This is a genomic window from Streptomyces ferrugineus, assembly GCF_015160855.1.
GTDB classification, from domain to species: Bacteria; Actinomycetota; Actinomycetes; order Streptomycetales; family Streptomycetaceae; genus Streptomyces; species Streptomyces ferrugineus.
This window is the reverse complement of sequence record NZ_CP063373.1, coordinates 9,824,758-9,847,331: the sequence shown is the minus strand read 5'-3', so window position 1 is coordinate 9,847,331 and position 22,574 is coordinate 9,824,758. Positions and strand designations below refer to the sequence as shown.

Here is a 22,574-nt window from a genome sequence, read left to right as displayed (position 1 = left end):
GTGAGGCGAAGGGCCAGGGACCGAAAGGGAACGTGACAACGTGCCCGACGTCCTGAAGAGGGGACTTGACTGGGGAGGACGGGCAGCCCGCGTCGTACATCCCCACGTATCCGTCGGTGGTGTGCGTGGTGTGCGTGGTGTGCGTGGTGTGCGTGGTGTGCGTGGTGTGCGCGTGCCGGCGCGGGGTGGGACCGGCATGTTCGGTCGCATTCCGTCAGCGAAGCCTGAACGCTGGGCAGTCCGGTGGCGGACGTGCACCGACGCCCGCCGCGTGCCGGCAGTGAGTCCGGCCGTGACGTGGGGAGAGCCAGAAGCCGTGACGTGGGGAGAGCCAGAGACCGCGGACCAGACGTCCGCCGACGCCTCCCGTCCACCGCTGATCCGCTTGAACACCGGAGTGGCCGACGCACACGCCGATTCGCGGTCTGTGCGGTCGCCGGGCCGGGTGACACGGTCGGGGAGAGAGCTCGTGGGCGACGCGCTTCCGCACGGCCTGGACGAGCCCGAAGCCCGGGAGACAGGAGCCGGTGGACCCCTCCTTCGGACGCCTCGGCCCGGGCAGGGGCGTCGCTGCTGATCCCCTCGCGCGGTGCGCGGTGGAGGACTTCAGGGCGACCCCGAACATCTCCCGCGCGCCGGCCTGTGGAACCTGGCAGTGTTCGGCGGGCGTCAGAACCGTCTCGACGCGTGCACGAGCCGCTGCCACGCGTCCGGTTGCGGCGCTCCTCTCGGAGAAGGGCTGCCGCCCCGCCGGCCGGTGAGTGCCCCGAGGACCGACCGGCGAGACACCTCGCCCGGCGCGGGAGAGCGGTCCGGGACCGCGTCGGAAAACGCTTGCCCCGGGGCCTAGGAGACAGGGCGATCCTGTCTCGGTCTCGATCGTCACGGCGTTCTCGGACCACGCGAGGCCCTGGACGCGGGCGTCGCCTCTCCGGGGCAGGTCGCCGGCGGGCGGAGTGAGGTGCCCGAGGTGCGGGCAGCGGGTCACACCGCCGGAACCCAGGTCGACGAGGGAGGCAACGGTGCCCGGCCGACGGCGGGCCACGCCACTGGTGCAGTAGCGGATTCTGAGGCCAGTGGGGGGCGGGATCATACTGCTGACGGTTCCTTACAAGGGGGGTCTCGCAGGGTCTCCGGTGGGAACGGTGGCCGGCCCTGCTGCGGTGCACGGAGGGGGGAGGGTGGCGATGCCGGTGGCGTCAGCCGGAGATGCTGACGCCGACGGACCGCGCGGTAAGAGCAGTCGCCTGTGGGTGTCGCCGATGTTCAGGGCCGGTGGCGTCGGCGCGGCCCGTGCTCGGGCCGGGCTGTGGGGCGGGGCTCGCGAGTGTGCCCGCAGTGGGAAGTCCGGCAATCCCCCCGAGAACTCGGGCGGCGGTTCCACCGGGGCCCTGCCCCTGGTCCTGCTGGGTGTCCCGCCGCGCGATGCCCGTGGTGACGGGCCCAGCGGGGGCAAGGCCCCTCCGGTGGGGCGTCCACGGCACGCGCCATGGCCATGGGCGCGCAACCGGTGCCGACGGCGTGCGCTTCATGCAGAGAAGCATCTACGCCTGGCCTGTTCTTGACTATGGGTAGTTCTACAGGGGGGGCCGCGGGACCCTCGGGATGCAGGACCTTTCCGAGTCCCGGCTCGGGCCCAGGAGCTGAATGCGTACCCGGCCAGGACGCTCACGATGCGCCCGTCCACCGTGCCGGCCGCGATGCCGACAGTGCTCGGGCGGCCCACCGGCCCTGCGTTCCTGGTCACCACTGCGGATCCGTTCCGTGACCGGGACCGCGGGCATAAGGTGTCGGCTCGGGACGTCGGCGTCCTGGCCACGGACGGCTTCCACAGCCTTCCGGGACAGGCCACTGGCTGTACGTGGTGCCACTGGTGGCACAGTCGGTGGTGCGGCCATGGCTGTCGGCCTCCGCGCAGTGGCGTTTTCCGACGGCGGGAAAGACAGCAGAGGGCGGGACACCGGTGACCGTTGTGGCCTCAGGGGCGGGGAACCTGCCAGCGGCGCTGACCACTTTCATCGGCCGACGGCGCGATATCTCCGAGATCCGTCGTCTCCTCGGAGCCGCGAGGCTCCTGACGCTCACCGGGCCGGGCGGTATCGGTAAGACCAGGCTGGCGTTGGAGGCCGCTGCCGTGGCCGGCGACACCTTTCCGGACGGGGTGTGGCTGGTGGACCTGGCCCCCGTACTGGATCCGAAGGCCGTGGTCGGCGCGGCGGCGGCAGCTCTGGGCGTGCGGGACGTCGGCTCCAGACCCGTGGTCGAGAAACTCGCCGCTCATCTCTCCCGGCGCCATGCCCTGATCGTGCTGGACAACTGCGAACACGTCGTGGACGCCAGTGCGGAACTGGCTCAGATGCTTCTGTCAGCCGCTCCGCAGCTGCGTATCCTCGCAACGAGCCGCCGGACGCTGCGCATCGTCGGTGAGTACGTGTTCGATGTACCCGCTCTGTCCCTGAACGAGGCAATGGACCTGCTGGCGGCCCGGGCAGCCGCCGTCCAGCCGGAATTCCGGCTCCGTGACACGAATCGAGACGGGGCAGCTCGTCTGTGTGCCGCGCTGGACGGGTTGCCGCTGGCCATCGAGTTGGCCGCTTCACGGCTGCGGACCCTCACCATCGGACAGTTGACGGACCGTCTGGAAGACCGCTTCGCACTGCTCACGAGCGGCAACCGAACCGCCCGCCCTCGGCATCGCACCCTGCGCGCACTGATCGAGTGGAGCTACGAGTTGTGCTCTCCTGCCCAGCGCATCCTGTGGAACAGGCTCTCGGTGTTCGTGGGTGGCTTCAGCCTGGAGGCAGCCGAGAATGTCTGTCCGGGTGAGGGGATCGCCCGTCCTGACGTGCTGGACCTCCTCGACGCTTTGATCGCCCAGTCGGTTGTCCTGGCCGTCGAGCACGGGGATGTGGTCCGCTACCGGATGCTGGAGACCATTCGTGAGTACGGGATGCGCAGGCTCACGGAGTCAGGAGAAGAGCCCGTCCTGCGGCGGCGGCACTGTGCGTACTTCCTCGCCCTCGCGAAGCGCACCGCCGACGGCTGGTACGGTCCCGGACAGGAAGCGGCACTGGCACGCCTCCGCACCGAACACGACAACTTCCTGGCAGCGTTGAAGCGCGGCGATGCACGGTCAGACGCACGAGCCGACGCACGGGCCTCGGCCCAGGATCCGGACCGGACACAGACCGCGGCGTCAGACCCCGGTGACGCCCGGACGGCGCTGGCACTGGCCGAGGCCCTGAGCATCCACTGGTGCGCCGGCGGTGCCCTCGGTGACGGACGCCGCTGGCTCGGCCGACTGCTCGCAACCTCGCCCGAACCCACCCGGACGCGGGCAACCGCCCTGGTGGCGGCTGCCTGGGTGGCGCTCCTGCAAGGCGATCTGGAAGTGGCCGACCAGTGGCTCGACGAGGCCGGGACGCTGAGTGATCAGTTGGACGATCAGCGGACGCGGGCGCTGGTCATGGGATTCCGCGGCATGTCGGCACTGTTCCGGGGGAGTCCGGAGGCAGCCGTGGCCATGTGTGAGCAGGCCGTGGACCGGCTGGACGCGCTGAACGAAACACGCGCGACGGTGTTCTGGCTCTTTCTGCTGGCCGTCGCCAAAGCGCAGCTCCGGGACCCGGGCGCCGCGCAGACCGGTACGCAGGCGGTGGCTGTGGCGGAGGCACACGGGGAGTGGCTGTGCCGCGCCTACGCACTGTGGGCACTGGGCTTCGACGCCTGGCTACGAGGCGACAACGACGCCGCCGTCCGGTCGACGCGGGCCGGGCTGGAGATTCAGCAGAGATTCAACGACCCCATAGGAAGCGCGATGCTGGTGGGCCTCCTTGCCTGGATCACCGGTTCATGCGGCGACCACCGGATGGCGGCCCGTCTGCAGGGCGCGACCCGTTCTCTGTGGCGGGTCATCGGCACATCCATTGGCGCGTTCGGCCCTCATATGTCCGAGTTCCAGGCCCACTTCGAGAAGGAAACCGTGGAGGCCCTCGGCCCGACGGCGTTCGAGAAGGCCATCACGGAAGGCGGTCAGTACGACAGTCCGGCCTGTGCCGTCGAATGGGCCCTGGCGGCGTCGGCCGACGCCGGGCGCAGTGCCTCAGCTGCCCACTCATGCCCCCTGACACCCCGGGAAAAGGAGGTGGCCGCGCTGGTGGCCGAGGGCATGAGCAACCGGCAGATCGCCTCGGCGCTCGGCCTGTCACCGCGCACGGTGGACCGCCATATCGAGCACATCCTGGCCAAGCTCGGATTCCGCTCCCGCGCCCGGGTCGCTGCCTGGTGGGTGGCGCATAACCACCCGTCCGGCACGATCCCGTAGCGGAGCGCGGCCGGCTCGCCGGCGTGGTCCGCTCGATCACCCACCACTTGGGCAGAGGCTGGATGACGGGCCTGGGGGCGCGCCGTTGCTGCCGTTGCACTGCCGCCGACTGAGGTCCTGAGCCCGCTCTTCTCGGCCGCCTCGGCCGCCCGTTCGATCACGTCCAGGGACGAGGGGCGTACCTCGGCCCGCTGCACCGAGTACTGCACCTGCACGATCGCCGTGCTCCGGTCCGCCGGGACAGCCACGGAAAGGCCTGGGCCTACGACGGCTTTGATCTGGGGCGCCTTCGCGACCACCGCCTCGGATCCGGCGTGTCCGCGAGGTACGGGGCGTCCGTGACGCGGTGCCCCTCAGGGGCCGTGAAGACGAGCTGGGCGCCCGCTCCGGGGGGCTGGGCTGCGGGCAGTGTCCTGCCGAAACGTGCCCAGCGCGGCTGGGACTCGGTGCCCGGCACGGTGAAGCGGTCGTCGAGCTTGCCGCCGCAGACGCCGGCGCACGTGATGAGCGCGGCAAGGACCACGATCCGAACAGGCCGTCATCGGCGCCCCCTCGGGCGGGTGTGGGACGTCATCTCCCGCACCGACCGGTACGCCGAGTGGGTCGCCGGAGCCATCGAGGTCACCGACCACCACGGCGTCGCCACCGTCGGCAAGACCTACTCCGAGCGCAACCGCACCCTCGGTCCCCTCAAGACCGACTCGGTCTGGACGGTCAGGGAGATCGAGCCCTTCAAGCGCCGCGTCGACACCGGCACCGGGTTCGCCCCGCTCCAGGACGTCACCAACACCTTCGAGTTCCGCTCGGTCCAAAGCCGGTGGGTGCACCTCGTGATCACCCTGGACGTCCTGCTCCGTTCCGGGGCATCGAGGTCGCCCTCTGACAGGCGGCGGTTTCTGGTCTCTGGCCTTGTCGATCGACCTGTTCGACAGACTGAGTCGGATAGGATCGTGTCATGGCTCATGTGTCCGCGGCGGAGCGCCGCCCCCAACTGATCAAGGCGGCCATCTCCCTCATGGCCAGGGAGGGCGTCGCCGCCGGCAGTACCCGCGCCATTGCCACCGAGCTCGGCGTGGCACAGGCGACCGTGCACTACACCTTCGGCACGAAGGAGGAGCTGTACCGGGCCGTCATGGAACAGCTCACGCACGACCTGATCGACCAGGTGACACAGGCCGCGCCGACGGACGCGAGCTTCGAGGAAACCATCGTCACGCTCGCCGAAGCACTCTGGCGTACCGTGCTCGAACAGCCCGCCTCGCACCAGCTGCTCACCGAGCTGAGCATGTTCGCCCTGCGTACGCCACACCTGAAGGAGGCTCTTCAGAGCCACTACAGCGAGGTCCTGGCAGTGACGACGAAACTGGTCGACCAGGCCGCCGAACGCACCGGTCACCCGCTCGGCCAGCCCGCCGAGACGATCGCGAGGTTCTTCCTGGCCGGCTTCGACGGACTGACGATGCAGCACCTCTCCCTGCCGGACGAGGAAGCCGAGCGCGTCTGCCTGCGGGCCTTGATCTCAGCCGTCCTGGCCATGGCCTGAGGTCGCCCCCGATCACGACGCCGCATCACGGCTCCGGTCCCCAGCGGGGCTTCACGGCCGGCGCTGCGGCTGGTGGAGGAGAGGGGGGCCGCGGTCGCGACGGCCTGACGCAGGGATCCTGCCGTGACCCGGACCGGATAACCCGACCATGCCCCCATCGGCTGCTCAAGAAGGACCTGTTCAGGTTTCAATCGCCGTTTCGGGTCCGTGCTTCGGAAGCCGTGTCGCTTCATCTCGCGCACGAGCCACTTGGGGCAGATGTCCTCGTCCGTGGGCTGCCCCTGTGGGGCCAAGCAGAAGGGGCAGCGGCCAGGCGGAGCCGGCAACCAATTCTCGTGCGCGCCGTCGCCGATGATTGGTTCGATGTTCATCACGGTTAGGTCGTCAGCCAGTGGGGCTCTGCTCGCGCGGAGAAGCCCGGTTGCGAGGCAGGACCTGTGCGCCGCGCCCAGCATGTACAGCTGCTCGTCGTCCGGCGGAGGCAGGGGGTCCGCGAATGTGCGGCCCACGTCGACTCGTGTCCCGATCAGCCAGCTACCCGAACGTGTGCCGCCTATCTCGACCCATGAGTGCCGGGCTCGTTCAACCAACTCCCCGCAGTCAGCAAGGCAGTCCAGCCTGCGCCAGTCCGGACTCCATGAACTCCACTCAGTCGCCATGCCTCAACGGCGACTGCCCTGACCTGGTGGTTCCGGACGCCGCGGCCTCGCCCGGAATCACCCACCAAACTCCCGCCTGTCGACAAGGCCCATGGCGCTCACTGAGCGCTGATGGGGACCCGATGCTATAGGGCAGCGCTGCGGACGCATCTTGCCAACTGGAGGGCACGCAGAGGGCACGCCGCCCTCAAAATGGTCTAGACAACAAACAAACCCCAGGCTGCTGACCTGGGGTTTCATCATGGAGCGGGTGACGAGAATCGAACTCGCGCTCTCAGCTTGGGAAGCTGATGTTCTACCATTAAACTACACCCGCGTAAGATCGCCGCCCCAAGATCCGGAGGCGGTGTCCGATCGCTTCGTCACTGTACCTCATGACCGGCCTCCGGCGCTGATGCCGTGGGGCCTGAGTGCGTTTCAGGGGTGGGATCCCGGTGCAGCGGGCCGGAGTTGGGGCGTACCGTGGAGGGGTGGGAGAGGGTCCGGGCGGGGTCGGAGTGCCGCCTGGAGGGCCGTCCCTTTGATCCCGTAATGTGGCCTCTCGTCGTCAGGCAGGCAGCAGCCAGACGCGGCTCTTGGGGAAGGGACTCTAGGACTTGATGGAGCGCACCGTCGTCCGTTGTGCCGATGGGCACGTGTTCAGCACCGCTTCGTTCCCGATGCAGCAGGCCGAGCGCCTCGGCCCCGGCCGGCTCGTCCGGTGTCCCCGCTGTGCCCGGCTCCGCAGTGCGGTGCCGGTGCAGTTGGAGAAGCAGTAGCAGTAGCGGGAGCAGCGAGCAGTCACAGCAGGTGTGCGCCGGGCGCGCGGACGTCGCGATTGTCGTCGTTCCGCGCGCCTTGCGTATCCTCGGGGCGTGCTTCTCTCAGACAAGGACATCCGGGCCGAGATCGACGCCGGGCGGGTACGGATCGATCCCTACGACCAGACCATGGTGCAGCCGTCCAGCGTCGACGTGCGGCTGGACCGGTACTTCCGGGTGTTCGAGAACCACCGGTACCCGCACATCGACCCCTCCGTCGAGCAGGCGGACCTCACGCGGCTCGTCGAGCCCGAGGGCGATGAGCCGTTCATCCTGCATCCCGGGGAGTTCGTGCTCGCCTCGACGTACGAGGTCATCACCCTTCCCGATGATCTCGCCTCCCGGCTCGAGGGGAAGTCCTCGCTCGGGCGGCTCGGGCTGGTCACGCATTCCACCGCCGGGTTCATCGACCCGGGGTTCAGCGGGCACGTCACGCTCGAGCTGTCCAACCTCGCCACCCTCCCCATCAAGCTCTGGCCCGGCATGAAGATCGGCCAGCTGTGCATGTTCCGGCTCACCTCGCCCGCCGAGTTCCCGTACGGGAGCGAGCGGTACGGATCCCGGTACCAGGGGCAGCGCGGGCCCACCGCCTCGCGGTCCTTCAAGAACTTCCACCGGACTCAGGTGTGAGCGGCGGGGATGAGCAGCGGCATGAGTGACCAGGCGGTGCGGGAGAACCTCACCTACGAGCGGTTCGGCACCGCCGTCCGCGAGCTCGCGCAGACCATCGCCGACGACGGGTTCGAGCCGGACATCGTGCTCAGCATCGCCCGGGGCGGGGTCTTCGTCGCCGGCGGGCTCGCCTACGCCCTCGACTGCAAGAACCTCCACCTCGTGAACGTGGAGTTCTACACGGGGGTGGGGACGACCCTCGAGATGCCCGTCATGCTCGCCCCCGTCCCCAACGCCATCGACTTCACCGACAAGAAGGTGCTGATCGCCGACGACGTCGCCGACACCGGCAAGACGCTGAAGCTCGTCCACGACTTCTGCGTCGAGCATGTCGCCGAGGTGCGGTCCGCCGTGATCTATGAGAAGTCCCACTCCCTCGTGAAGTGCGAGTACGTGTGGAAGCGCACCGATGAGTGGATCAACTTCCCGTGGAGTGTCGAGCCGCCCGTCGTTCAGCGGGCGGGGCAGGTGCTCGACGCCTGAGAGGCCGCCTGAGGAGATCGCCTGAGGAGATGGCCTGAGAAGGTCGCCTGAGAAGTTGCCTGATAGGCGCCGACAGGCTGAGCAGGGAAGGGCCCCCGGCTGCTTACGGCTTGCGCCGAGGGCCCTTCCACGTGCCGGCTCACCGGTCGGTGGGGGCTAGAACGTGCCCAGCTTCACGATCGACAGCAGTGCGATCAGCTGGATCGCGCTCGCGCCCAGGGCCTTCGGCCAGGGCAGGTCGTGGGACTTGGAGACCATCAGGGTGAGGAGGGCGCCAGCCGCCACCCAGGTCGCCCAGCCGAGGGCCTGGACGAAGGTCGCGTCGCCGCCGGCGAACATGGCGAAGACGAGGCGGGGGGCGTCCGTGAGAGACATGATCAGCATGGACAGGCCGACCGTGGGCTGCCAGGCGCCGTCGCCGCCGAGCTGGCGGGCCAGGGTGTGGGTCACCACGCCCAGGACGAAGGACGACAGGACCATGGCCACGGCCGTCGTCAGGACGATCGGCACCGCGTTGGAGAGGGTCGCGTTGATCGCGTCCTGGCGTGCGGAGTCGAAGCCGAAGACGGCCAGCAGGCCGTAGAGGAACGTCACGATCAGGGCGGGGCCCCACATCGAGTAGTCCCGCATCTGGAGGAAGGTCTGCGTGGGGGAGAGCACGACGCCGCGTAGCAGGGCCTTCCAGTGCAGGCGGGGGCCGATCGGGGCGGCCGGGGCCGCGCCCGCCTGGTAGGTCCCGCCCTGGTTGTAGGGGTCCTCGCCGACCGAGAACGCCTGGGTGTGGCCCGGGTTGTTCGCCGCGTACGGGTCCGGGGCGCCGCCGCCCGGGCCGTGCGGGTAGCCGCCGTCGCCGAAGTACTCCGGCTCGCCGTGCCCGCCCTGTCCGCCGTGACCGCCGGGGCCGTAACCGCCGTGGCCACCACCGCCGTTGGCCTGCGGCCAGCCGCTCCCGCCGCCCGAGCCGGCGTGCGGCTGCTGCGGGGGGTAGCCGTACGAGGGTCCCTGGGGCGCCTGCTGCCCGTACGGAGGTTGTTGGGGGCGCGTCTGCGGGGTGCCGTTGTTCCGGCTGCCCCGTCCGATCCTGAATCCAGCCACGTCTTCGAACGTACCTGGTCCCGGAGAATCGCGTGCCGGACCCTGCGGTCAGGGCCGGGCTTTGCGGCCGAGCTGTGACATCCCCTAAGGGAAGCCGAGGGGAGGGTCAGGGGAGGATCAGGGAAAGGTCAGGGGCTGGTCCAGGGGCTGGTCAGGGAGCGCTCGGGCAACCATCAGGCCCCCACGGGGCACCACCCTGGGACGCCCCCCGGAGGCACCCCCCGGAGGCACCCCTCGGAGGCACCCCCCGGAGGTACCCACCGGAGGTGCCCCCCAGTGCGCACTCCCTACCTGCGGCCGGTCGTAGAGGCGAAGCCCAGCCAGGTGTGTCGGTTGCCCCACCAGCACCAGCCCACCTTCGGGGCCTTGCGCCGCTCGCGGCCGTCGCGGCCCGTGCCGTTGCTGATCCAGATCGCCGGGGTACGGGCGTCCAGGGCGCCGCCCGCCTTGCGCAGCCGGGAGCCGATCGTCATGAAGCAGCGGTTGCGCTCCAGGGCCGCCGGCTGCTGGAGCACCCAGTGGATGCCCTCGGTGAGCAGCAGCGGCGTGCGGGCCTGCTCAGTGAGCGCGGGCAGCGCCTCCTCCGGGCTCCAGTTGGCCATCTGGTCGCCTCGGTCGATGTCGCTGACGACGTAGAGGGGAGAGTCGGGCAGCTCGATGCCGTCGGGGGCGAAGTCGTCGACGTCGGGCATGTCGACGACGACGAAACCGGGCTTGTCGGCGTGCCGGAGCAGCGGGGCGAGGGCGGAGGCGGGGGCGCGGTCCGGGTGGACGGCGAGCAGGGTGCCGCCGTCGCCGCGCTCGGCCTTCTCGGCGAAGGCGCGCAGCTCGTCGGCCGGTATCGCCGCGAGGTCGGGTACGCCGAGCGCGATCAAATGTTCCGCCTGGGTGGTGAGCGGCGGGAGAGGGGGCAGGTCGGCGGGCGGCGACGTCTCGGGCAAGGCGCTCCTCGGTTCGGTGGGCGGCGTGCGGTCGACAGCTCAACGAGTGAGGTCGACAGATCAACGAGGCGTGCGGACGGAACGTTCCCGGCGTCCCGCAGGCGCGGTGGGGTCGTCGCGATGAACCGGCCGTCTCGTGCGGATGGTGAACCGGCCGTCTCGTGCGGATGGTGAACCGGCCGTCTCGTGCGGATGGTGAACCGCCGTCTCGTACGCAGGATGAACTGGCCGTCTCGTGCGGATTCCGTGACCGTCGCACGGCCCCCTTACCGCGCCATGGCATCATCTGGCCCATTCGGCCACCGGCGGTATCTGCCGATGCGACCGCGAAGCGCGAACGGGAAGGACCTGCGTGGGGGACCACTTCAAGACCGATATTGATCAGCTTGCCGCCTTCACCAAGGACCTCGACGGCGCCAATGCCTCCCTCGAGCAGGTGCGCACTGCTCTGCAGCACGTCCGGGCCGACCAGATCGGGACGCCGGAGCTGGACGAGGCGTGCGACGAGTTCCAGGAGCGCTGGAAGTACGGCAACGAGCAGATCAAGGAACGCATCGGGAAGCTCACCGAGGGCTTGCAGAAGAACACGGACAACTACCGCGAAGTGGAGACCTCCCTCGAGGAGAGCTTCAAGCGGGCCGCGGCTGCGGGGAAGTGATCGCGATGGCACAGAACCCGTACGTCCACCTCGGCTGGAACCCCGTGCCGGGCGAGCCCGGCGAGGTCGAGAAGCTCCGTACCCAGCTCGTCAACTCGGCGAGCGCGCTGCAGACGGCGTACCAGAAGATCGACAAGCTGCTCGGGGAGTCCAGCTTCTGGGAGGGTGACGCCGCCGTGGGCTTCCGCGAGGCCCTCGACGGCGATCTGCCGAAGTACATGAAGGACGCCCACAAGTCGCTGACCCAGGCCGCCGGCCACCTCGGTGCCTGGCACGGCGGGCTGACCAGCCGCAGGGAGCTGGCGCACAAGTACGACGTCGAGGCGGCCGATCACAAGGGCGACCTGAAGGCGGCCAACTCCCGGCACGAGACGGCCAAGCAGGACCCCGACCTGAAGCTCGCGGGGCAGACCTTCGAGGAGGGCCCCGAGCTGCAGTCCGCGCAGGCGCGGCTGAACGCGGCCAACGCCCGGGTCAACGACGCGGTCACCGCGGTCAACAACGCGCAGGGCGCGCTGGACGAGGTGATGCGCAAGGCGCGGGAGCTGGAGGGGACGCACGAGGACCAGGCGCGCGAACTGGCGAAGAAGCTCAAGGACGCCACGAAGGACCTGGCGCCCGAGGAGCCGGGGTGGCTGAGCAAGGCGCTGAGCTGGATCGGGGACAACCTCACCAACATTCTCAGTGTGCTGGCGGCGGTGGCGGGGTTGCTGGCGCTGCTGTGCACGGGGCCGTTCGGGATCGCGATGCTGCTGGCGGCGGGTGCGTTGAGCCTGGCGACGATGGGCTCCCGGCTCGCCGATCCCAAGGTGCGGGCCTCGCTCGCGGACGGGTTCACCAAGGGCGAGTTCGACTCCGACTTCTGGGAGAACTCCATCGGGCTCGTCGGCGACGCACTGGGTGCGGTGCCTGCCGTGGGCGCCGTGACGCGCGGCCTCAACGGTGCGATCCAGTCGACCCGCTTCGCGAGCGAGTCGGTAAGTGTGGGCCAGTTCCTGGGCCGGTTCGGCGACGACACGGTCACCGCCGCCGGACGGCTGATGCCCGCCGTGGACGACGCCGGGCCGGTCGGCAACCTGATCGTCCGCGCGGTGGGCGGGGGCGAGGGCCTCACCAAGGCGCTGGCCTACGCCTCTCCGGTCGCCGGTGTGGGCACCGCGGGGTTCGGGCTCGCGGCCGACCAGATCGACGCGCTCCAGCCCGGCAAGGACGGGGCGACCGGCATCGACGGCGGCCGCGCGGGCCTCTTCGACGGACCGGGGGCGATCGGGCCGATCCAGGCCACGCTGCGGGCGGTGCTGCGATGACGGAACAGCAGACGGCGGAGGCCGGGCAGGCGGAGCGGCCGGAGCGGCCGGTGCGCCTGGTGATCGACGACTCGGCCCGGGACACGACCGCGAAGCTCTGGTACGCGCTGCCGGACGGCTATCTCGACGTACCACTCGAGGCCCTCGACCCGGCGCCGGGCACCGAGTACGAGGAGCAGTTCACGAACGTGATGACCCTCATCCTGAGCTGTGCGCCCGAGGAGCAGCGCGACCGCTACGTCGGCGCGCTGCGGGACATGCGGTTCATGGTGGCGCGGATGCGCGGCGAGGGCGTCCTCGGCTGCTCGCTCGGCATGCACTTCGCGGACGACGGCTCCTCGGCGACATCCGTGATCACGGCCGCTCTGCGGGACATCGAGTGGGCTCCCCCGAAGCTCACCGCGGTACGCGCGGTCTCGTCGCGGGAGAACGCGACGAATGTGGAGCTCCTGACGTTGCCGGGGGTCCGTCCCGGTTCGTTCTGCGACACCCTGGTGACCGTGCCCGCCGTTGCGGGCATGCCCGCGCAGGAGCTGTACCAGTGCGACGTGTACATTCCGGCGCCGTCCGGGACGCAGCTCGCCGTCCTCTCGCTGAGTACCACGGCCGTCTCGGCGCGGGGGCACTACCGCGACCTGATGAAGGGCGTCGCGCACACCGTGTCCTTCCACGACCCGCTGCCGGAGATCGAGCGGACGGTACGCGGTGATGGAGCGGACGTGGGTTCCGACCGCGTCACGAAGAGCATCACGGCGGACTTCGGATGACCGAGGTGAGCGAATGAGCACGTATGCGAAGCAGGGCGGCTTCGACGGCCCGGTGGCCTGGGACGACGCCGGCACGGCCGGCGCCCTGTCCCGCTGGGCCGCGGGGCAGCTGGCCAGGTTCCTCGGCTGGGTGGCGCTGTGGTGCGGCGCGGTGTTCGTCACGGTCGTGCTGTTGCCGGTGGGGGCGGTGGTGCCGATGACGGTGGTGCTGGCCGTGCTCATGTACAACGCCGTGATGTCCCTCATCAAGCTGTGCAGGTTCGGGCGGATGCGCCGGATCCTGACGGTCTACCCGTGGCGTCAGCAGCCCGGTGGCGTGCGGTACGACGCGCGGGGGCGCAAGGCATCCTTCGTGCTGCCCGACCCCGACCGGCCGGAGAAGACGGTGTCGCCGAAGATCTCCGGGTTCTTCTTCCGGCCCTGGGACCGCATCGCCCGTCGGGGCCTCGACGGTGACCTGTGGTACGCGGGCGACCCCCGCTTCGCCTGCGTCATCGCCGAACCCGGCCTGCGGACCCTGACGTACGCCGCCCAGCCCACTGCCTTCGACACCCGCACCGACCCCCGCCGCAAGGGCCTGAGCCCCGAGGCCCGTGCCCGGGCCCGCGCCATCGGCGCACGCGTCGCCGACTGACGCCGAACGCGCGGCGCCGGCTACCGCGCCAGGAACTCCGCGCTGGAGAAGGTCACGGACGGCTTCGCCGCCACGAGGCCCTTCTTCGTGCCCGGGTACACCGCCACCGTGTCCTTCGTCTCGCCGGCATACGTGCGCACGACCAGGTCGGCGCGGCCGTCGCCGTCGAAGTCGCCGGTGGAGACGACGCGGGTGGTGCCCGGGGCGGGGGGCTCGACGGTGACCATGCCCGTCGTCGCGAGTCCTGCCGTACGGCCGTGGAAGATGCGCAACCGTGAGCCGCTGGAGAGGAGTTCGCTCAGGCCGTCGCCGTCGAAGTCGGCGGCGTCGAGCTTTGTGCCGGGGGAGGGGAGGGTGCCGCGTGCGGCCGGGGCCGGGAGGTCGTAGCGCAGGGACGTTCCGTTCATGGTGCCGATCGCCGCGTCGAGGGCTGTTTTGCCCTCGCCGAAGGCGCCGAGGGCCACGTCGATGCCGGCGGGCAGGGCCGCTCCGGTGCGGGTGGGGCCGGTCGGGCCGCCGAGGACGATCGCGGAGGTGGCCCGGCCCGCCGCCGTACGGACCACCAGGTCGTCGTAGCCGTCGTCGTCGACGTCGGCCGCCGGGCCGGTGGGGACGTTGCCGGGCGCCTGGATGGGGGCGGCAGCCGCGCGCGGGGCGCCCTTGCGGGTGAACGGGCCCCGCAGGAAGCTCAGTTGGCCTCCCGACGCGTGTACCACCAGGTCCTGCGCGTCGTCGCCGTCGAAGTCGCCGCACACCGGCTGGTCGGGCCAGTCGTTGCCGACGCGGGCGCGCGGCGGGATCACCAGCTTGACCGCCTTGCCGGTGAGGCCCTTGGGGGAGCCGAAGAGGAGCTGGAGCGGCACCGGGGGCTGCCCCTGGCCGTCGTAGGGCGGGTCGGTGGAGACGACCAGGTCCGTGAAGCCGTCGCCGTCCAGGTCGCAGGTCGCCTCCGCGTCGAAGACGGCCGGGAGCTGGCCCCCGGTCGGGGCGGCCTGCCGCTCGGGGCTGAGCAACTGCCGTGCGCCCGGGGTGAGTCCGCGTTCGCTGCCGTAGACGATGCCGATGCCCGCGTCGTCCGCGTGCGCCTGTGCCTTGACCAGGTCGTTGAGGACGAGGTCGCGGTGGCCGTCGCCGTTGAAGTCGTCCGGTGCCTTGCTGCCCTTGCCCTGCGGGACCGGCAGCGGCGCGGGGGCGTCGGCCACCTGGACGGGGGTGTGCCGGGCGGACTCGGAGCCGTCGGGCGAGGTGCCGCCGCAGGCCGTGAGGGACAGGGCGCCGAGGGTGGCGAGGGTGCAGGCCAGGGCCGCGGTACACATCCCGCTTCTTCGCACGTGCACCGCTCACCTCGTCAGTGTCAGGGGCAACAACTGGGTAATCATGCACGTGTTCGAGGTGGGGCGACAGTCCTGTGCCGGGACGGGGTGCGGCGATGCCCGAGTGTGGCTGAAAGTCCCCGAGCGGCGTTCCTTTCGGCAGGCTGGCTTCGGCGCCGTCCGCCGTCCGCCGTCCGTCGTCCGCCAGGACCGAGCACCGCACGCACCCCATGCCCGCCCGGCGCCGCCGCCGTAGGATCCGACGAGCGGGCCGCTCCCCGCGCCGGGAGGCGTGCCCGCTGGACTGCACGGTGGTCGACCCGCGGAGGAGTTCCAGCGGCTGCGGCCACGGCTGTTCGGCATCGCCTACCGCATCCTGGGCCGGCCGACGTCGTCGCCTACGCGGACGGCAACGGCATGCGCGGTGTGGCGCGGGTGCTGATCGTCGGTGCCGACCGCGTGGCCAGGGTCACCGCCTTCGCCCAGAAGTTCTTCCCCGGTGCCGAGTACGGCCTCGTCGAGGCCAACGGGCAGCCCGGCCTGCTGCTCGTCCGGGACGGGGCCCCGGTCGCCCTGGTGAGTGCCACCATGCGGCGCCGGACAAGCTGGCGGCGTACGAGCGGTCGGCGCGGCGGCTCACCGCACGCCCGTAGTCGCTCGGACTCGGCGCCCTCTGGCTGGTGGATGTAACGGTTGATACATTCTGGTGTGTGACTGACAGTGACAGCAGCGGTACGCGCTGGATCGTGCTCGTCGTCAAGGTTCCCGCAGAACCCTCCCGGCACCGGGTCGCCGTCTGGCGTGAGCTGCGGAAGATCGGTGCGCTGTCGCTCGGGCAGGGCGTGTGGGCCGTACCGGACGTGCCGGTGTTCGGCGCCGGGATCGCCCGGGCGCTGGAGCTGACCGAGCGGGCCGGGGGCGAGGCGGTGTCGCTGGCGGCGAGCGGGCGCGGGGCCCAGGACGGGCGGCGGCTGCGGGAGATGTTCACGGCCGCGCGCTCCACCGACTGGGCCGAGTTCCTCGCCGACTGCGGCAAGTTCGAGGCGGAGCTGGCCAAAGCCCGCGGCGGAGGCGCTGACGGATGCGGCCGCATCGCCAAGTTCACCCTCGCCGAACTGGAGGAAGAGGAGCAGTCACTGGAACGGCTGCGCCGCTGGCACCGGGATCTGACGGCCCGGGACGTCTTCGGCGCCCCCGAGGCCGCGGCGGCCACCGAGCGGCTCAAGAGCTGCGTCGCCGCCTGCGAGGACTACGCCGAGCGCGTCTTCGCCGCACTGCACCAGGTGCCGGAGCAGCGGGCGCCGGAGGAGACCGGCCGATGAGTGCGACACGGCCCCCGGAAGCCGCCCTCGCCACCACAGCCACCTTCACCTACGGCTACGCGACCCTCGCCCTCCTGATCGCCCTCGGCCCTGCCCTGACCCTGGCGGCCCGACGGGGTGCTGCGCCCGGGGCCGTAGCGGAGCGGCCGGGCGAGCGCTGAGCGCACGCCGGACGAGGCGCGCAGGGGCTGGACGAGGCGCGCAGGGGGCTGGACGAGGCGCGCAGGCCATGTGGCCCTCGCCGGCCGGCCCGCCCTGGTCGCTCGCGAGCCGCCGAGGGGGCACACCCGGGGCCGTAGCGGAGCGGCCGGGCGAGTGATGAGTGCGCGCGTCGGAGGACACCAGTGACGGGTTCACGCGGGGCGGCTGGTTCGTGCCGTATGTCGACGGGGAGTTCGAGCGGCTGGCCGGTGCCTGGCTCCGCGAGGCGGACGCGTTTCTGTTCGGGCGTCGTACGTATGAGAACTTCGCCAGGGACTGGCCGGAAATGCATGATCATCCGGCCGCCGCCACGCTCAACGGCCTCCCGAAGTACGTGGCCACCCACACCCTCACCCGGGCCGACTGGAGTCCCACCACGATCCTCTCCGGGGACGTCCCGGCCCAGGTCGCCGAGCTGAAGCGGCGGCCGGGCCGCGAGCTGCAGATCCACGGCAGCGCCCGGCTCGCCCAGTCCCTGCTGGCCGCCGGCCTGATCGACACCCTGCGCCTCGTCATCGCCCCGGTCGTGGTGGGGCAGGGCCGGCGCCTGTTCCCGGACGGGGGTGCGCCCGCGGGTCTCCGCCTCGTCAGTCATCGGACGACGCCCGGCGGACTCTCCGTACACGTCTTCGAAGCGGCGGGGACTCCGCGGTTCGGGACCTACGGGGCCTGAAGTCGGCCATGATCGGTATTCATACTTCTTCTGAATTTCAGCTTCCGGGCCCGGTCATTGGATATTTGATATTCCAGATAATCACCGTTGACGCAATATTCCCCCGAATGCCAGATGTCCTGCCCCGCATGACACTCGTTATGTGGGCGTGACTTGGCAGGAAAAATACGCAGCTGACGGTCTTCCGGGCCGTTCGCTTCAGGCAGCCGATCAGACCGCTGCGGAAAGCGTCACGCACTGCTCTGATCTGCTTGACGATTTCCTGAAAACCATCAGCCGGATGGAGCGTGAATATCTCCGGGCCGCGATGGAAGGGGAGAACTTCTAGAAATGAGGACCGACTATGACGCGGTAGACGAACAGCCCCATTACACACAGCAGCTCGACATGCAGAACCTGTGGCAGGTGTCCGATCCGGCGGCGTTCTCGCCGGAGGGGTGGGATCTGGACCGGGAGCTGGCGCAGATGCTGGGTTCCACGCACGTCGCGGACCCCGTTCCGCCCCGGCGGGAGAAGGACCGGCCGCCCCCGCCGCCGACCCGTCCGGTGCACCGCAAGCGACCGCAGCCCGGCGCCCACAGCCTTACCCGAAACCCGAGATTTCTCACCGTCTCCATCCTGGTCACACTCATCACCCTGTGTGCAGTGACAATGCTCACCTGGTCTATTTCATATTCGTACGATCAGCTGCGCTCCATCGCGCTGCTCGTGGTCTCGCCGGAGCTGGCGCACTGGTGGCCGCTGACGGTGTACGGGCCGTGGCTGCTGGCAGGTCTGTCCATTCTCCGGGCATCCGTCCAGCGCCGGACCGCCCGGCGGTCCTGGGCGGTCATGTTCATCTCCTCCGGCGTGGCGGTCGCCCTGTGCATCGGCCAGTCCGCGGGTTCCCTGCTGGCGATGGTGATCGTCGGAATTCCACCGATCACCGCACTGGTCTGCTTTCGCGAGCTTGTCGGCCAGTTCTCGTCGCGCCCCGGCCCCAAGCACGCCGCCGACACGATCAACGGGCCCAAGCAGCCGAAGTCGTAGGCCGTCGCCCGGGGTTCCGGAAATCCGGTCGGGTCAGGACCGGTACGGCTGCTGAGGCTGTCCGTACGGCTGCTGACCGCCGGGGCCCCCGGCGGTGGCCTGCGCCTGGAGCTGCTCGGCCTGCTCCGGCGTCACCTTCTGCTCCGCGCCGCAGAAGGTGCACTGCGTCGCGTACTTGGTCGAGACCGGGAACAACGGCACGAAGAACAGCGTGAACTTCGTGACGCGCTTGCGCAGCGTGTGGGCCGCGGGGTTGCCGCACTGGCCGCACACCAGGGTGAGTATCGCGAGCTGGTACAGATAGCCCTTGGTGCCGAAGATGATCACGCCGTGGTCCTTTCCGATCAGTTCCTGCCCTACAGCCTGCCGCAACACGGCGCCCCCTGTCCCGTAGGCGAATTCCAGGGGTTGTTGCAACACAAGTGATCAACTGGCTGTGGCCAGGAGCTTAGCGAGGCGCTCGGCTGGGGTTTCCCAGCCGAGCGTTTTGCGTGGGCGGCTGTTGAGTTCGGCGGCGACGGCAGCCAGGTGCTCCCGGCTGTGCCGGGACAGGTCGGTGCCCTTCGGGAAGTACTGCCGCAGCAGGCCGTTCGTGTTCTCGTTCGAGCCGCGCTGCCAAGGACTGGCTGGGTCGCAGAAGTAGACCGGGATGTCGGTGGCGAGAGTGAATGCCTTGTGCGTGGCCATCTCCGAGCCCTGGTCCCAGGTCAGGGACCGCTTCAGGTGCGGCGGAAGCGATGTGACGGCTTCGATCAGGGCGTCTTGGGTGCTGGCCGCGCTGTGGTCCTCGGGCAGTGGTGCGAGCAGGACGTAGCGGGTGCTGCGCTCGACGAGGGTGGCGATGGCCGACTTGCCTTCCTTGCCGATGATGAGGTCTCCCTCCCAGTGCCCGGGGACGGCCCGGTCGGCGGCTTCGGCGGGCCGCTCGCTGATCATCACCATGTCTCTGATGTTCCGGGGCTGGCGCTTGTAGGACTGCCGGTGCGGCCGGCGCATGGCCCGTCCGGAGCGCAGGGCGCGGGTCAGCTCGCGGCGCAGTTCACCGCGGCCCTGGACGTAGAGGGCCTGGTAGATCGTCTCGTGGACCACGTGCATCTCCGGCCGGTCGGGAAAGGCGGTCCGTAGAGCCTGGCAGATCTGCTCAGGGCTCCAGCGCAGTGTGAGGTGGTGCTGGATGAAGCCCCGCAGTTCGGGGTTCTGCCCGATCTTGCCCGCCTTGGGGCGGGGCCTGCGCTGCTCGGCGCGGCGGTGGGCGGCGTGCGGCCGGTAGGCCCAGCGGGAGGCGTCCCCGCGCAGTGGCATGCCGTTGCGGCGTATCTCCCGGCTGATGGTCGACGGGCTGCGGCCCAGCTCAGCGGCTATCTGCCGGACAGATGCCCTCTCGCGGAGCCGGTCGGCGATGTAGATGCGGTCCTCCTCCCGGAGGTACCGCGACGGGCCGGAAGCCGAAGCCTCCACGGTGATGGGAGGCTTCGGCTTTCCGTAGGTCGGTGAGTGGTGGCCGTTGCGCCACCGCTTGCCGGTTCGCAGGTTGATCCCGACGATCCGGCAGGCTTCTCTGCTGCTGTACCCCTGACGCATGAGCTGGAGATATACCTCCCGCTCACGCGTCAGCCGACGGCCGCCCCCACCACGTCTGTCCTTGCGGATCTCGAAGTCCATCGCACCCCTTGAGCTGGGGTGTTGCGACGACCACTAGAACTCAAGGTACGGAACAGGGGGCGCCGTCGTGCTGTCGGGGCCGGCTACTTCGCCGGGGCCGGCTCCGGCTCGCTCTCGGTCTCCGCCGCGTCCTGCGGGTCCACCGGGGTCTTGACCGACTCCAGCAGGAGCTGGGCGACGTCGACGACCTGGATGGACTCCTTGGCCTTGCCGTCGCTCTTCTTGCCGTTCACGGAGTCCGTGAGCATGACGAGGCAGAACGGGCAGGCCGTGGAGACGATGTCCGGGTTCACGGACAGGGCCTCGTCGACACGCTCGTCGTTGATGCGCTTGCCGATCCGCTCCTCCATCCACATCCGGGCACCACCGGCGCCGCAGCAGAAGCCGCGCTCCTTGTGGCGGTGCATCTCCTCGTTGCGGATGCCGGGGACGCTGGCGATGATCTCGCGCGGGGGCGTGTAGATCTTGTTGTGGCGGCCCAGGTAGCAGGGGTCGTGGTAGGTGATGATGCCCTCGACCGGGGTGACCGGGGTCAGCTTGCCCTCGTCGACGAGGTGCTGGAGCAGCTGGGTGTGGTGGATGACCTCGTAGTCGCCGCCGATCTGCGGGTACTCGTTGCCGAGCGTGTTCAGGCAGTGCGGGCAGGTCGCCACGATCTTCTTGGCCGACTTGGGCTTGCGGGACTCCTCCGTCACCTTGCCGTCGTCGTCCATCTCCTCGCCGAACGCCATGTTCAGCGCCATGACGTTCTCCATGCCGAGCTCCTGGAACAGGGGCTCGTTGCCCAGGCGGCGGGCGGAGTCACCGGTGCACTTCTCGTCGCCGCCCATGATCGCGAACTTCACGCCCGCCATGTGGAGGAGTTCCGCGAAGGCCTTCGTCGTCTTCTTGGCGCGGTCTTCCAACGCGCCCGCGCAGCCGACCCAGTACAGGTACTCGACGTCGGTGAGGTCCTCGATGTCCTTGCCGACGACCGGGACCTCGAAGTCGACCTCCTTGAGCCACTCCAGGCGCTGCTTCTTGGCCAGCCCCCAGGGGTTGCCCTTCTTCTCCAGGTTCTTGAGCATCGTGCCCGCCTCGGACGGGAACGCGGACTCGATCATCACCTGGTAGCGGCGCATGTCGACGATGTGGTCGACGTGCTCGATGTCCACCGGGCACTGCTCGACACAGGCGCCGCAGGTGGTGCAGGACCACAGCACGTCCGGGTCGATGACGCCGTTCTCCTCGACGGTGCCGATCAGCGGACGCTCGGCCTCCGCCAGCGCCGCCGCCGGGACGTCCTTCAGAGCCTCGGCCGACGCCTTCTCCTCGCCCTCCATGTCCTTGCCGCCGCCGGCCAGCAGGTAGGGCGCCTTGGCGTGCGCGTGGTCGCGCAGCGACATGATCAGCAGCTTGGGGGAGAGCGGCTTGCCGGTGTTCCAGGCGGGGCACTGCGACTGGCAGCGGCCGCACTCGGTGCAGGTGGAGAAGTCCAGCAGGCCCTTCCAGGAGAACTGCTCGACCTGCGAGACACCGAAGACGTCGTCGTCGCCCGGGTCGGTGAAGTCGATCGGCTTGCCGCCCGACGTCATCGGGAGCAGGGCGCCGAGCGAGGTCGAGCCGTCCGCGTTGCGCTTGAACCAGATGTTCGGGAAGCCCAGGAAGCGGTGCCAGGCCACACCCATGTCGGTCTTCAAAGAGACCGTGATCATCCAGATGAACGAGGCCGCGATCTTCAGGCCCGCGAAGAGGTACGTGAGGTTCTGCAGGGTGGAGAGGTCCATGCCCTCCAGCCACGACACCACCGGGTACGAGATGAAGAACGAGGCCTCGTAGCCGTCCACGTGGTGCTGGGCGCCCTCCAGCGCGTGCAGCATGAAGATGCAGATGCCGACGATCATGATGATCGCCTCGACGAAGTACGCCTGGCCGGTGTTGGAGCCCGCGAACCGGGACTTGCGGCCCGCCCTGCCCGGCCTGGACAGCTGCCGGATGACGATCAGCGTGAGGATGCCGACCACCGTCATCGTGCCGATGAACTCGACGAAGACGTTGTACGGCGCCCAGTCGCCGATGACCGGCAGGATCCAGTCGGCCTGGAAGAGCTGGCCGACGGCGTTCACGATCGTCAGGAGCAGCGTGTAGAAGCCGATCGCCACGAACCAGTGCGCGATGCCGACGATGCCCCAGCGGTTCATCCTGGTGTGGCCGAGGAACTCCTTGGCCAGGGTGATGGTGCGCAGGACGGGGTCATTGGTCCGGGCCCCCGCGGGGAGGGGCTGGCCGAGCATCACGAAGCGGAAAATCTGCAGGATGGCACGGCCGAACAGGGCTACGCCGACTGCCATGAGGACCATCGACACGATGATCGCGGCGAGTTGCATTTCGGGGCTCCTCGGGCCTGCGAGGGGGCGACATTACTAAGCGGTAACTTATGCAGTCCTCTGAGACTACCCGCATCCTCCGTCGCACTGTAGCCAGGCGCGAGGTGATCTGGGTCGCTGAGGCT

General features: G+C 69.8%; 21 protein-coding genes and 1 tRNA gene. 15 read left to right on the top strand and 7 right to left on the bottom strand.

The window, feature by feature from the left end:
* The first annotated feature begins 1,873 nt into the window (after positions 1–1,873).
* The 3 genes from IM697_RS43900 to IM697_RS43890 all read left to right on the top strand — a co-directional run bounded on the left by IM697_RS43900 (position 1,874) and on the right by IM697_RS43890 (position 5,867).
* Positions 1,874–4,324 (top strand): ATP-binding protein, encoded by a 2,451-nt coding sequence (locus IM697_RS43900; RefSeq protein ID WP_322734544.1) that lies wholly within the window; start codon positions 1,874–1,876, stop codon positions 4,322–4,324.
* Positions 4,325–4,884: 560 nt separating this feature from the next.
* Positions 4,885–5,319: a hypothetical protein gene (locus IM697_RS45335; protein WP_228044424.1), complete on the top strand. Its 435-nt coding sequence runs from the start codon at positions 4,885–4,887 to the stop codon at positions 5,317–5,319.
* On the top strand, positions 5,280–5,867 hold the full coding sequence (locus IM697_RS43890; RefSeq protein ID WP_194043238.1) for a TetR/AcrR family transcriptional regulator: 588 nt from the start codon (positions 5,280–5,282) through the stop codon (positions 5,865–5,867). Before IM697_RS45335 ends, IM697_RS43890 begins: the two co-directional genes overlap by 40 nt.
* Positions 5,868–6,768: 901 nt before the next feature.
* Here IM697_RS43890 and IM697_RS43885 read toward each other — a convergent pair.
* Positions 6,769–6,842 (bottom strand) — tRNA-Gly (locus tag IM697_RS43885).
* Between the two features lie 538 nt (positions 6,843–7,380).
* Here IM697_RS43885 and dcd point away from each other — a divergent pair.
* A complete protein-coding gene (gene dcd, locus IM697_RS43880; protein WP_194043236.1) occupies positions 7,381–7,956 on the top strand; it encodes a dCTP deaminase in 576 nt (191 codons plus the stop codon).
* A gap of 21 nt (positions 7,957–7,977) precedes the next feature.
* Positions 7,978–8,481, top strand: a complete 504-nt coding sequence (locus IM697_RS43875; RefSeq protein ID WP_194043234.1) for a phosphoribosyltransferase — start codon at positions 7,978–7,980, stop codon at positions 8,479–8,481.
* A 156-nt stretch (positions 8,482–8,637) separates the two neighbouring features.
* Here IM697_RS43875 and IM697_RS43870 read toward each other — a convergent pair whose 3' ends face one another.
* Both IM697_RS43870 and IM697_RS43865 read right to left on the bottom strand, forming a co-directional pair.
* Positions 8,638–9,576 carry a Yip1 family protein gene (locus tag IM697_RS43870; protein WP_194043232.1) on the bottom strand — a complete coding sequence of 313 codons (939 nt, stop codon included), beginning with the start codon at positions 9,574–9,576 and terminating at the stop codon, positions 8,638–8,640.
* 287 nt (positions 9,577–9,863) lie between these two features.
* Entirely contained in the window at positions 9,864–10,517 is a 654-nt protein-coding gene (locus IM697_RS43865; RefSeq protein ID WP_194043230.1) for a DUF5701 family protein, read from the bottom strand.
* Between the two features lie 352 nt (positions 10,518–10,869).
* On the opposite strand from IM697_RS43865, the gene IM697_RS43860 reads away from it, so the two are divergent.
* Genes IM697_RS43860 through IM697_RS43845 form a run of 4 tightly spaced genes read left to right on the top strand, consistent with a single transcriptional unit; the run spans position 10,870 to position 13,883 of the window.
* Positions 10,870–11,175 (top strand): hypothetical protein, encoded by a 306-nt coding sequence (locus tag IM697_RS43860; protein WP_194043228.1) that lies wholly within the window; start codon positions 10,870–10,872, stop codon positions 11,173–11,175.
* Between the two features lie 5 nt (positions 11,176–11,180).
* Complete coding sequence (locus IM697_RS43855) at positions 11,181–12,482, top strand: AAA family ATPase (protein ID WP_194043226.1); 1,302 nt, start codon at positions 11,181–11,183, stop codon at positions 12,480–12,482.
* Positions 12,479–13,249, top strand: coding sequence for a hypothetical protein (locus tag IM697_RS43850; protein ID WP_194043224.1), 771 nt, complete (start codon positions 12,479–12,481; stop codon positions 13,247–13,249). The genes IM697_RS43855 and IM697_RS43850 overlap by 4 nt, the downstream gene beginning before the upstream one ends.
* A gap of 13 nt (positions 13,250–13,262) precedes the next feature.
* Entirely contained in the window at positions 13,263–13,883 is a 621-nt protein-coding gene (locus tag IM697_RS43845; RefSeq protein WP_194043222.1) for a hypothetical protein, read from the top strand.
* Positions 13,884–13,903: 20 nt separating this feature from the next.
* Here the strand turns inward: IM697_RS43845 and IM697_RS43840 are convergent, their stop codons facing one another.
* Positions 13,904–15,199: an FG-GAP repeat domain-containing protein gene (locus IM697_RS43840; RefSeq protein WP_194043219.1), complete on the bottom strand. Its 1,296-nt coding sequence runs from the start codon at positions 15,197–15,199 to the stop codon at positions 13,904–13,906.
* A 414-nt stretch (positions 15,200–15,613) separates the two neighbouring features.
* Between IM697_RS43840 and IM697_RS43835 the strand changes: the two genes are divergently transcribed.
* The 6 genes from IM697_RS43835 to IM697_RS43810 all read left to right on the top strand — a co-directional run bounded on the left by IM697_RS43835 (position 15,614) and on the right by IM697_RS43810 (position 18,421).
* Positions 15,614–15,886 (top strand): hypothetical protein, encoded by a 273-nt coding sequence (locus IM697_RS43835; protein WP_228044423.1) that lies wholly within the window; start codon positions 15,614–15,616, stop codon positions 15,884–15,886.
* Between the two features lie 20 nt (positions 15,887–15,906).
* On the top strand, positions 15,907–16,518 hold the full coding sequence (locus IM697_RS43830; RefSeq protein ID WP_194043217.1) for a Chromate resistance protein ChrB: 612 nt from the start codon (positions 15,907–15,909) through the stop codon (positions 16,516–16,518).
* Entirely contained in the window at positions 16,515–16,679 is a 165-nt protein-coding gene (locus tag IM697_RS43825; protein ID WP_194043215.1) for a hypothetical protein, read from the top strand. The genes IM697_RS43830 and IM697_RS43825 overlap by 4 nt, the downstream gene beginning before the upstream one ends.
* 161 nt (positions 16,680–16,840) lie before the next feature.
* Positions 16,841–17,392, top strand: a complete 552-nt coding sequence (locus IM697_RS43820) for a dihydrofolate reductase family protein (protein WP_194043213.1) — start codon at positions 16,841–16,843, stop codon at positions 17,390–17,392.
* Between the two features lie 142 nt (positions 17,393–17,534).
* Positions 17,535–17,720, top strand: coding sequence for a hypothetical protein (locus tag IM697_RS43815; RefSeq protein WP_194043211.1), 186 nt, complete (start codon positions 17,535–17,537; stop codon positions 17,718–17,720).
* Positions 17,721–17,722: 2 nt separating this feature from the next.
* Positions 17,723–18,421, top strand: a complete 699-nt coding sequence (locus IM697_RS43810; protein ID WP_228044422.1) for a DUF2637 domain-containing protein — start codon at positions 17,723–17,725, stop codon at positions 18,419–18,421.
* Between the two features lie 33 nt (positions 18,422–18,454).
* Here IM697_RS43810 and IM697_RS43805 read toward each other — a convergent pair whose 3' ends face one another.
* The 3 genes from IM697_RS43805 to IM697_RS43795 form a co-directional block, all read right to left on the bottom strand.
* Positions 18,455–18,748 (bottom strand): zinc-ribbon domain-containing protein, encoded by a 294-nt coding sequence (locus IM697_RS43805; RefSeq protein ID WP_194043209.1) that lies wholly within the window; start codon positions 18,746–18,748, stop codon positions 18,455–18,457.
* A 99-nt stretch (positions 18,749–18,847) separates the two neighbouring features.
* Complete coding sequence (locus IM697_RS43800; RefSeq protein ID WP_194043207.1) at positions 18,848–20,083, bottom strand: IS30 family transposase; 1,236 nt, start codon at positions 20,081–20,083, stop codon at positions 18,848–18,850.
* Positions 20,084–20,166: 83 nt separating this feature from the next.
* A complete protein-coding gene (locus tag IM697_RS43795) occupies positions 20,167–22,449 on the bottom strand; it encodes a (Fe-S)-binding protein (RefSeq protein WP_194043204.1) in 2,283 nt (760 codons plus the stop codon).
* Positions 22,450–22,574 lie beyond the last annotated feature (125 nt).

Excerpts from the sequence above, each read along its gene's own strand:
- IM697_RS43795 (WP_194043204.1), bottom strand. The coding sequence starts at position 22,449 with ATGCAACTCGCCGCGATCATCGTGTCGATGGTCCTCATGGCAGTCGGC.
- IM697_RS43825 (WP_194043215.1), top strand. The coding sequence starts at position 16,515 with ATGAGTGCGACACGGCCCCCGGAAGCCGCCCTCGCCACCACAGCCACC.
- IM697_RS43800 (WP_194043207.1), bottom strand. The coding sequence starts at position 20,083 with ATGGACTTCGAGATCCGCAAGGACAGACGTGGTGGGGGCGGCCGTCGG.
- IM697_RS43845 (WP_194043222.1), top strand. The coding sequence starts at position 13,263 with ATGAGCACGTATGCGAAGCAGGGCGGCTTCGACGGCCCGGTGGCCTGG.
- IM697_RS43855 (WP_194043226.1), top strand. The coding sequence starts at position 11,181 with ATGGCACAGAACCCGTACGTCCACCTCGGCTGGAACCCCGTGCCGGGC.
- IM697_RS43850 (WP_194043224.1), top strand. The coding sequence starts at position 12,479 with ATGACGGAACAGCAGACGGCGGAGGCCGGGCAGGCGGAGCGGCCGGAG.
- IM697_RS43875 (WP_194043234.1), top strand. The coding sequence starts at position 7,978 with ATGAGTGACCAGGCGGTGCGGGAGAACCTCACCTACGAGCGGTTCGGC.
- IM697_RS43840 (WP_194043219.1), bottom strand. The coding sequence starts at position 15,199 with ATGTGTACCGCGGCCCTGGCCTGCACCCTCGCCACCCTCGGCGCCCTG.
- IM697_RS43810 (WP_228044422.1), top strand. The coding sequence starts at position 17,723 with ATGAGGACCGACTATGACGCGGTAGACGAACAGCCCCATTACACACAG.
- IM697_RS43890 (WP_194043238.1), top strand. The coding sequence starts at position 5,280 with ATGGCTCATGTGTCCGCGGCGGAGCGCCGCCCCCAACTGATCAAGGCG.
- IM697_RS43835 (WP_228044423.1), top strand. The coding sequence starts at position 15,614 with ATGCGCGGTGTGGCGCGGGTGCTGATCGTCGGTGCCGACCGCGTGGCC.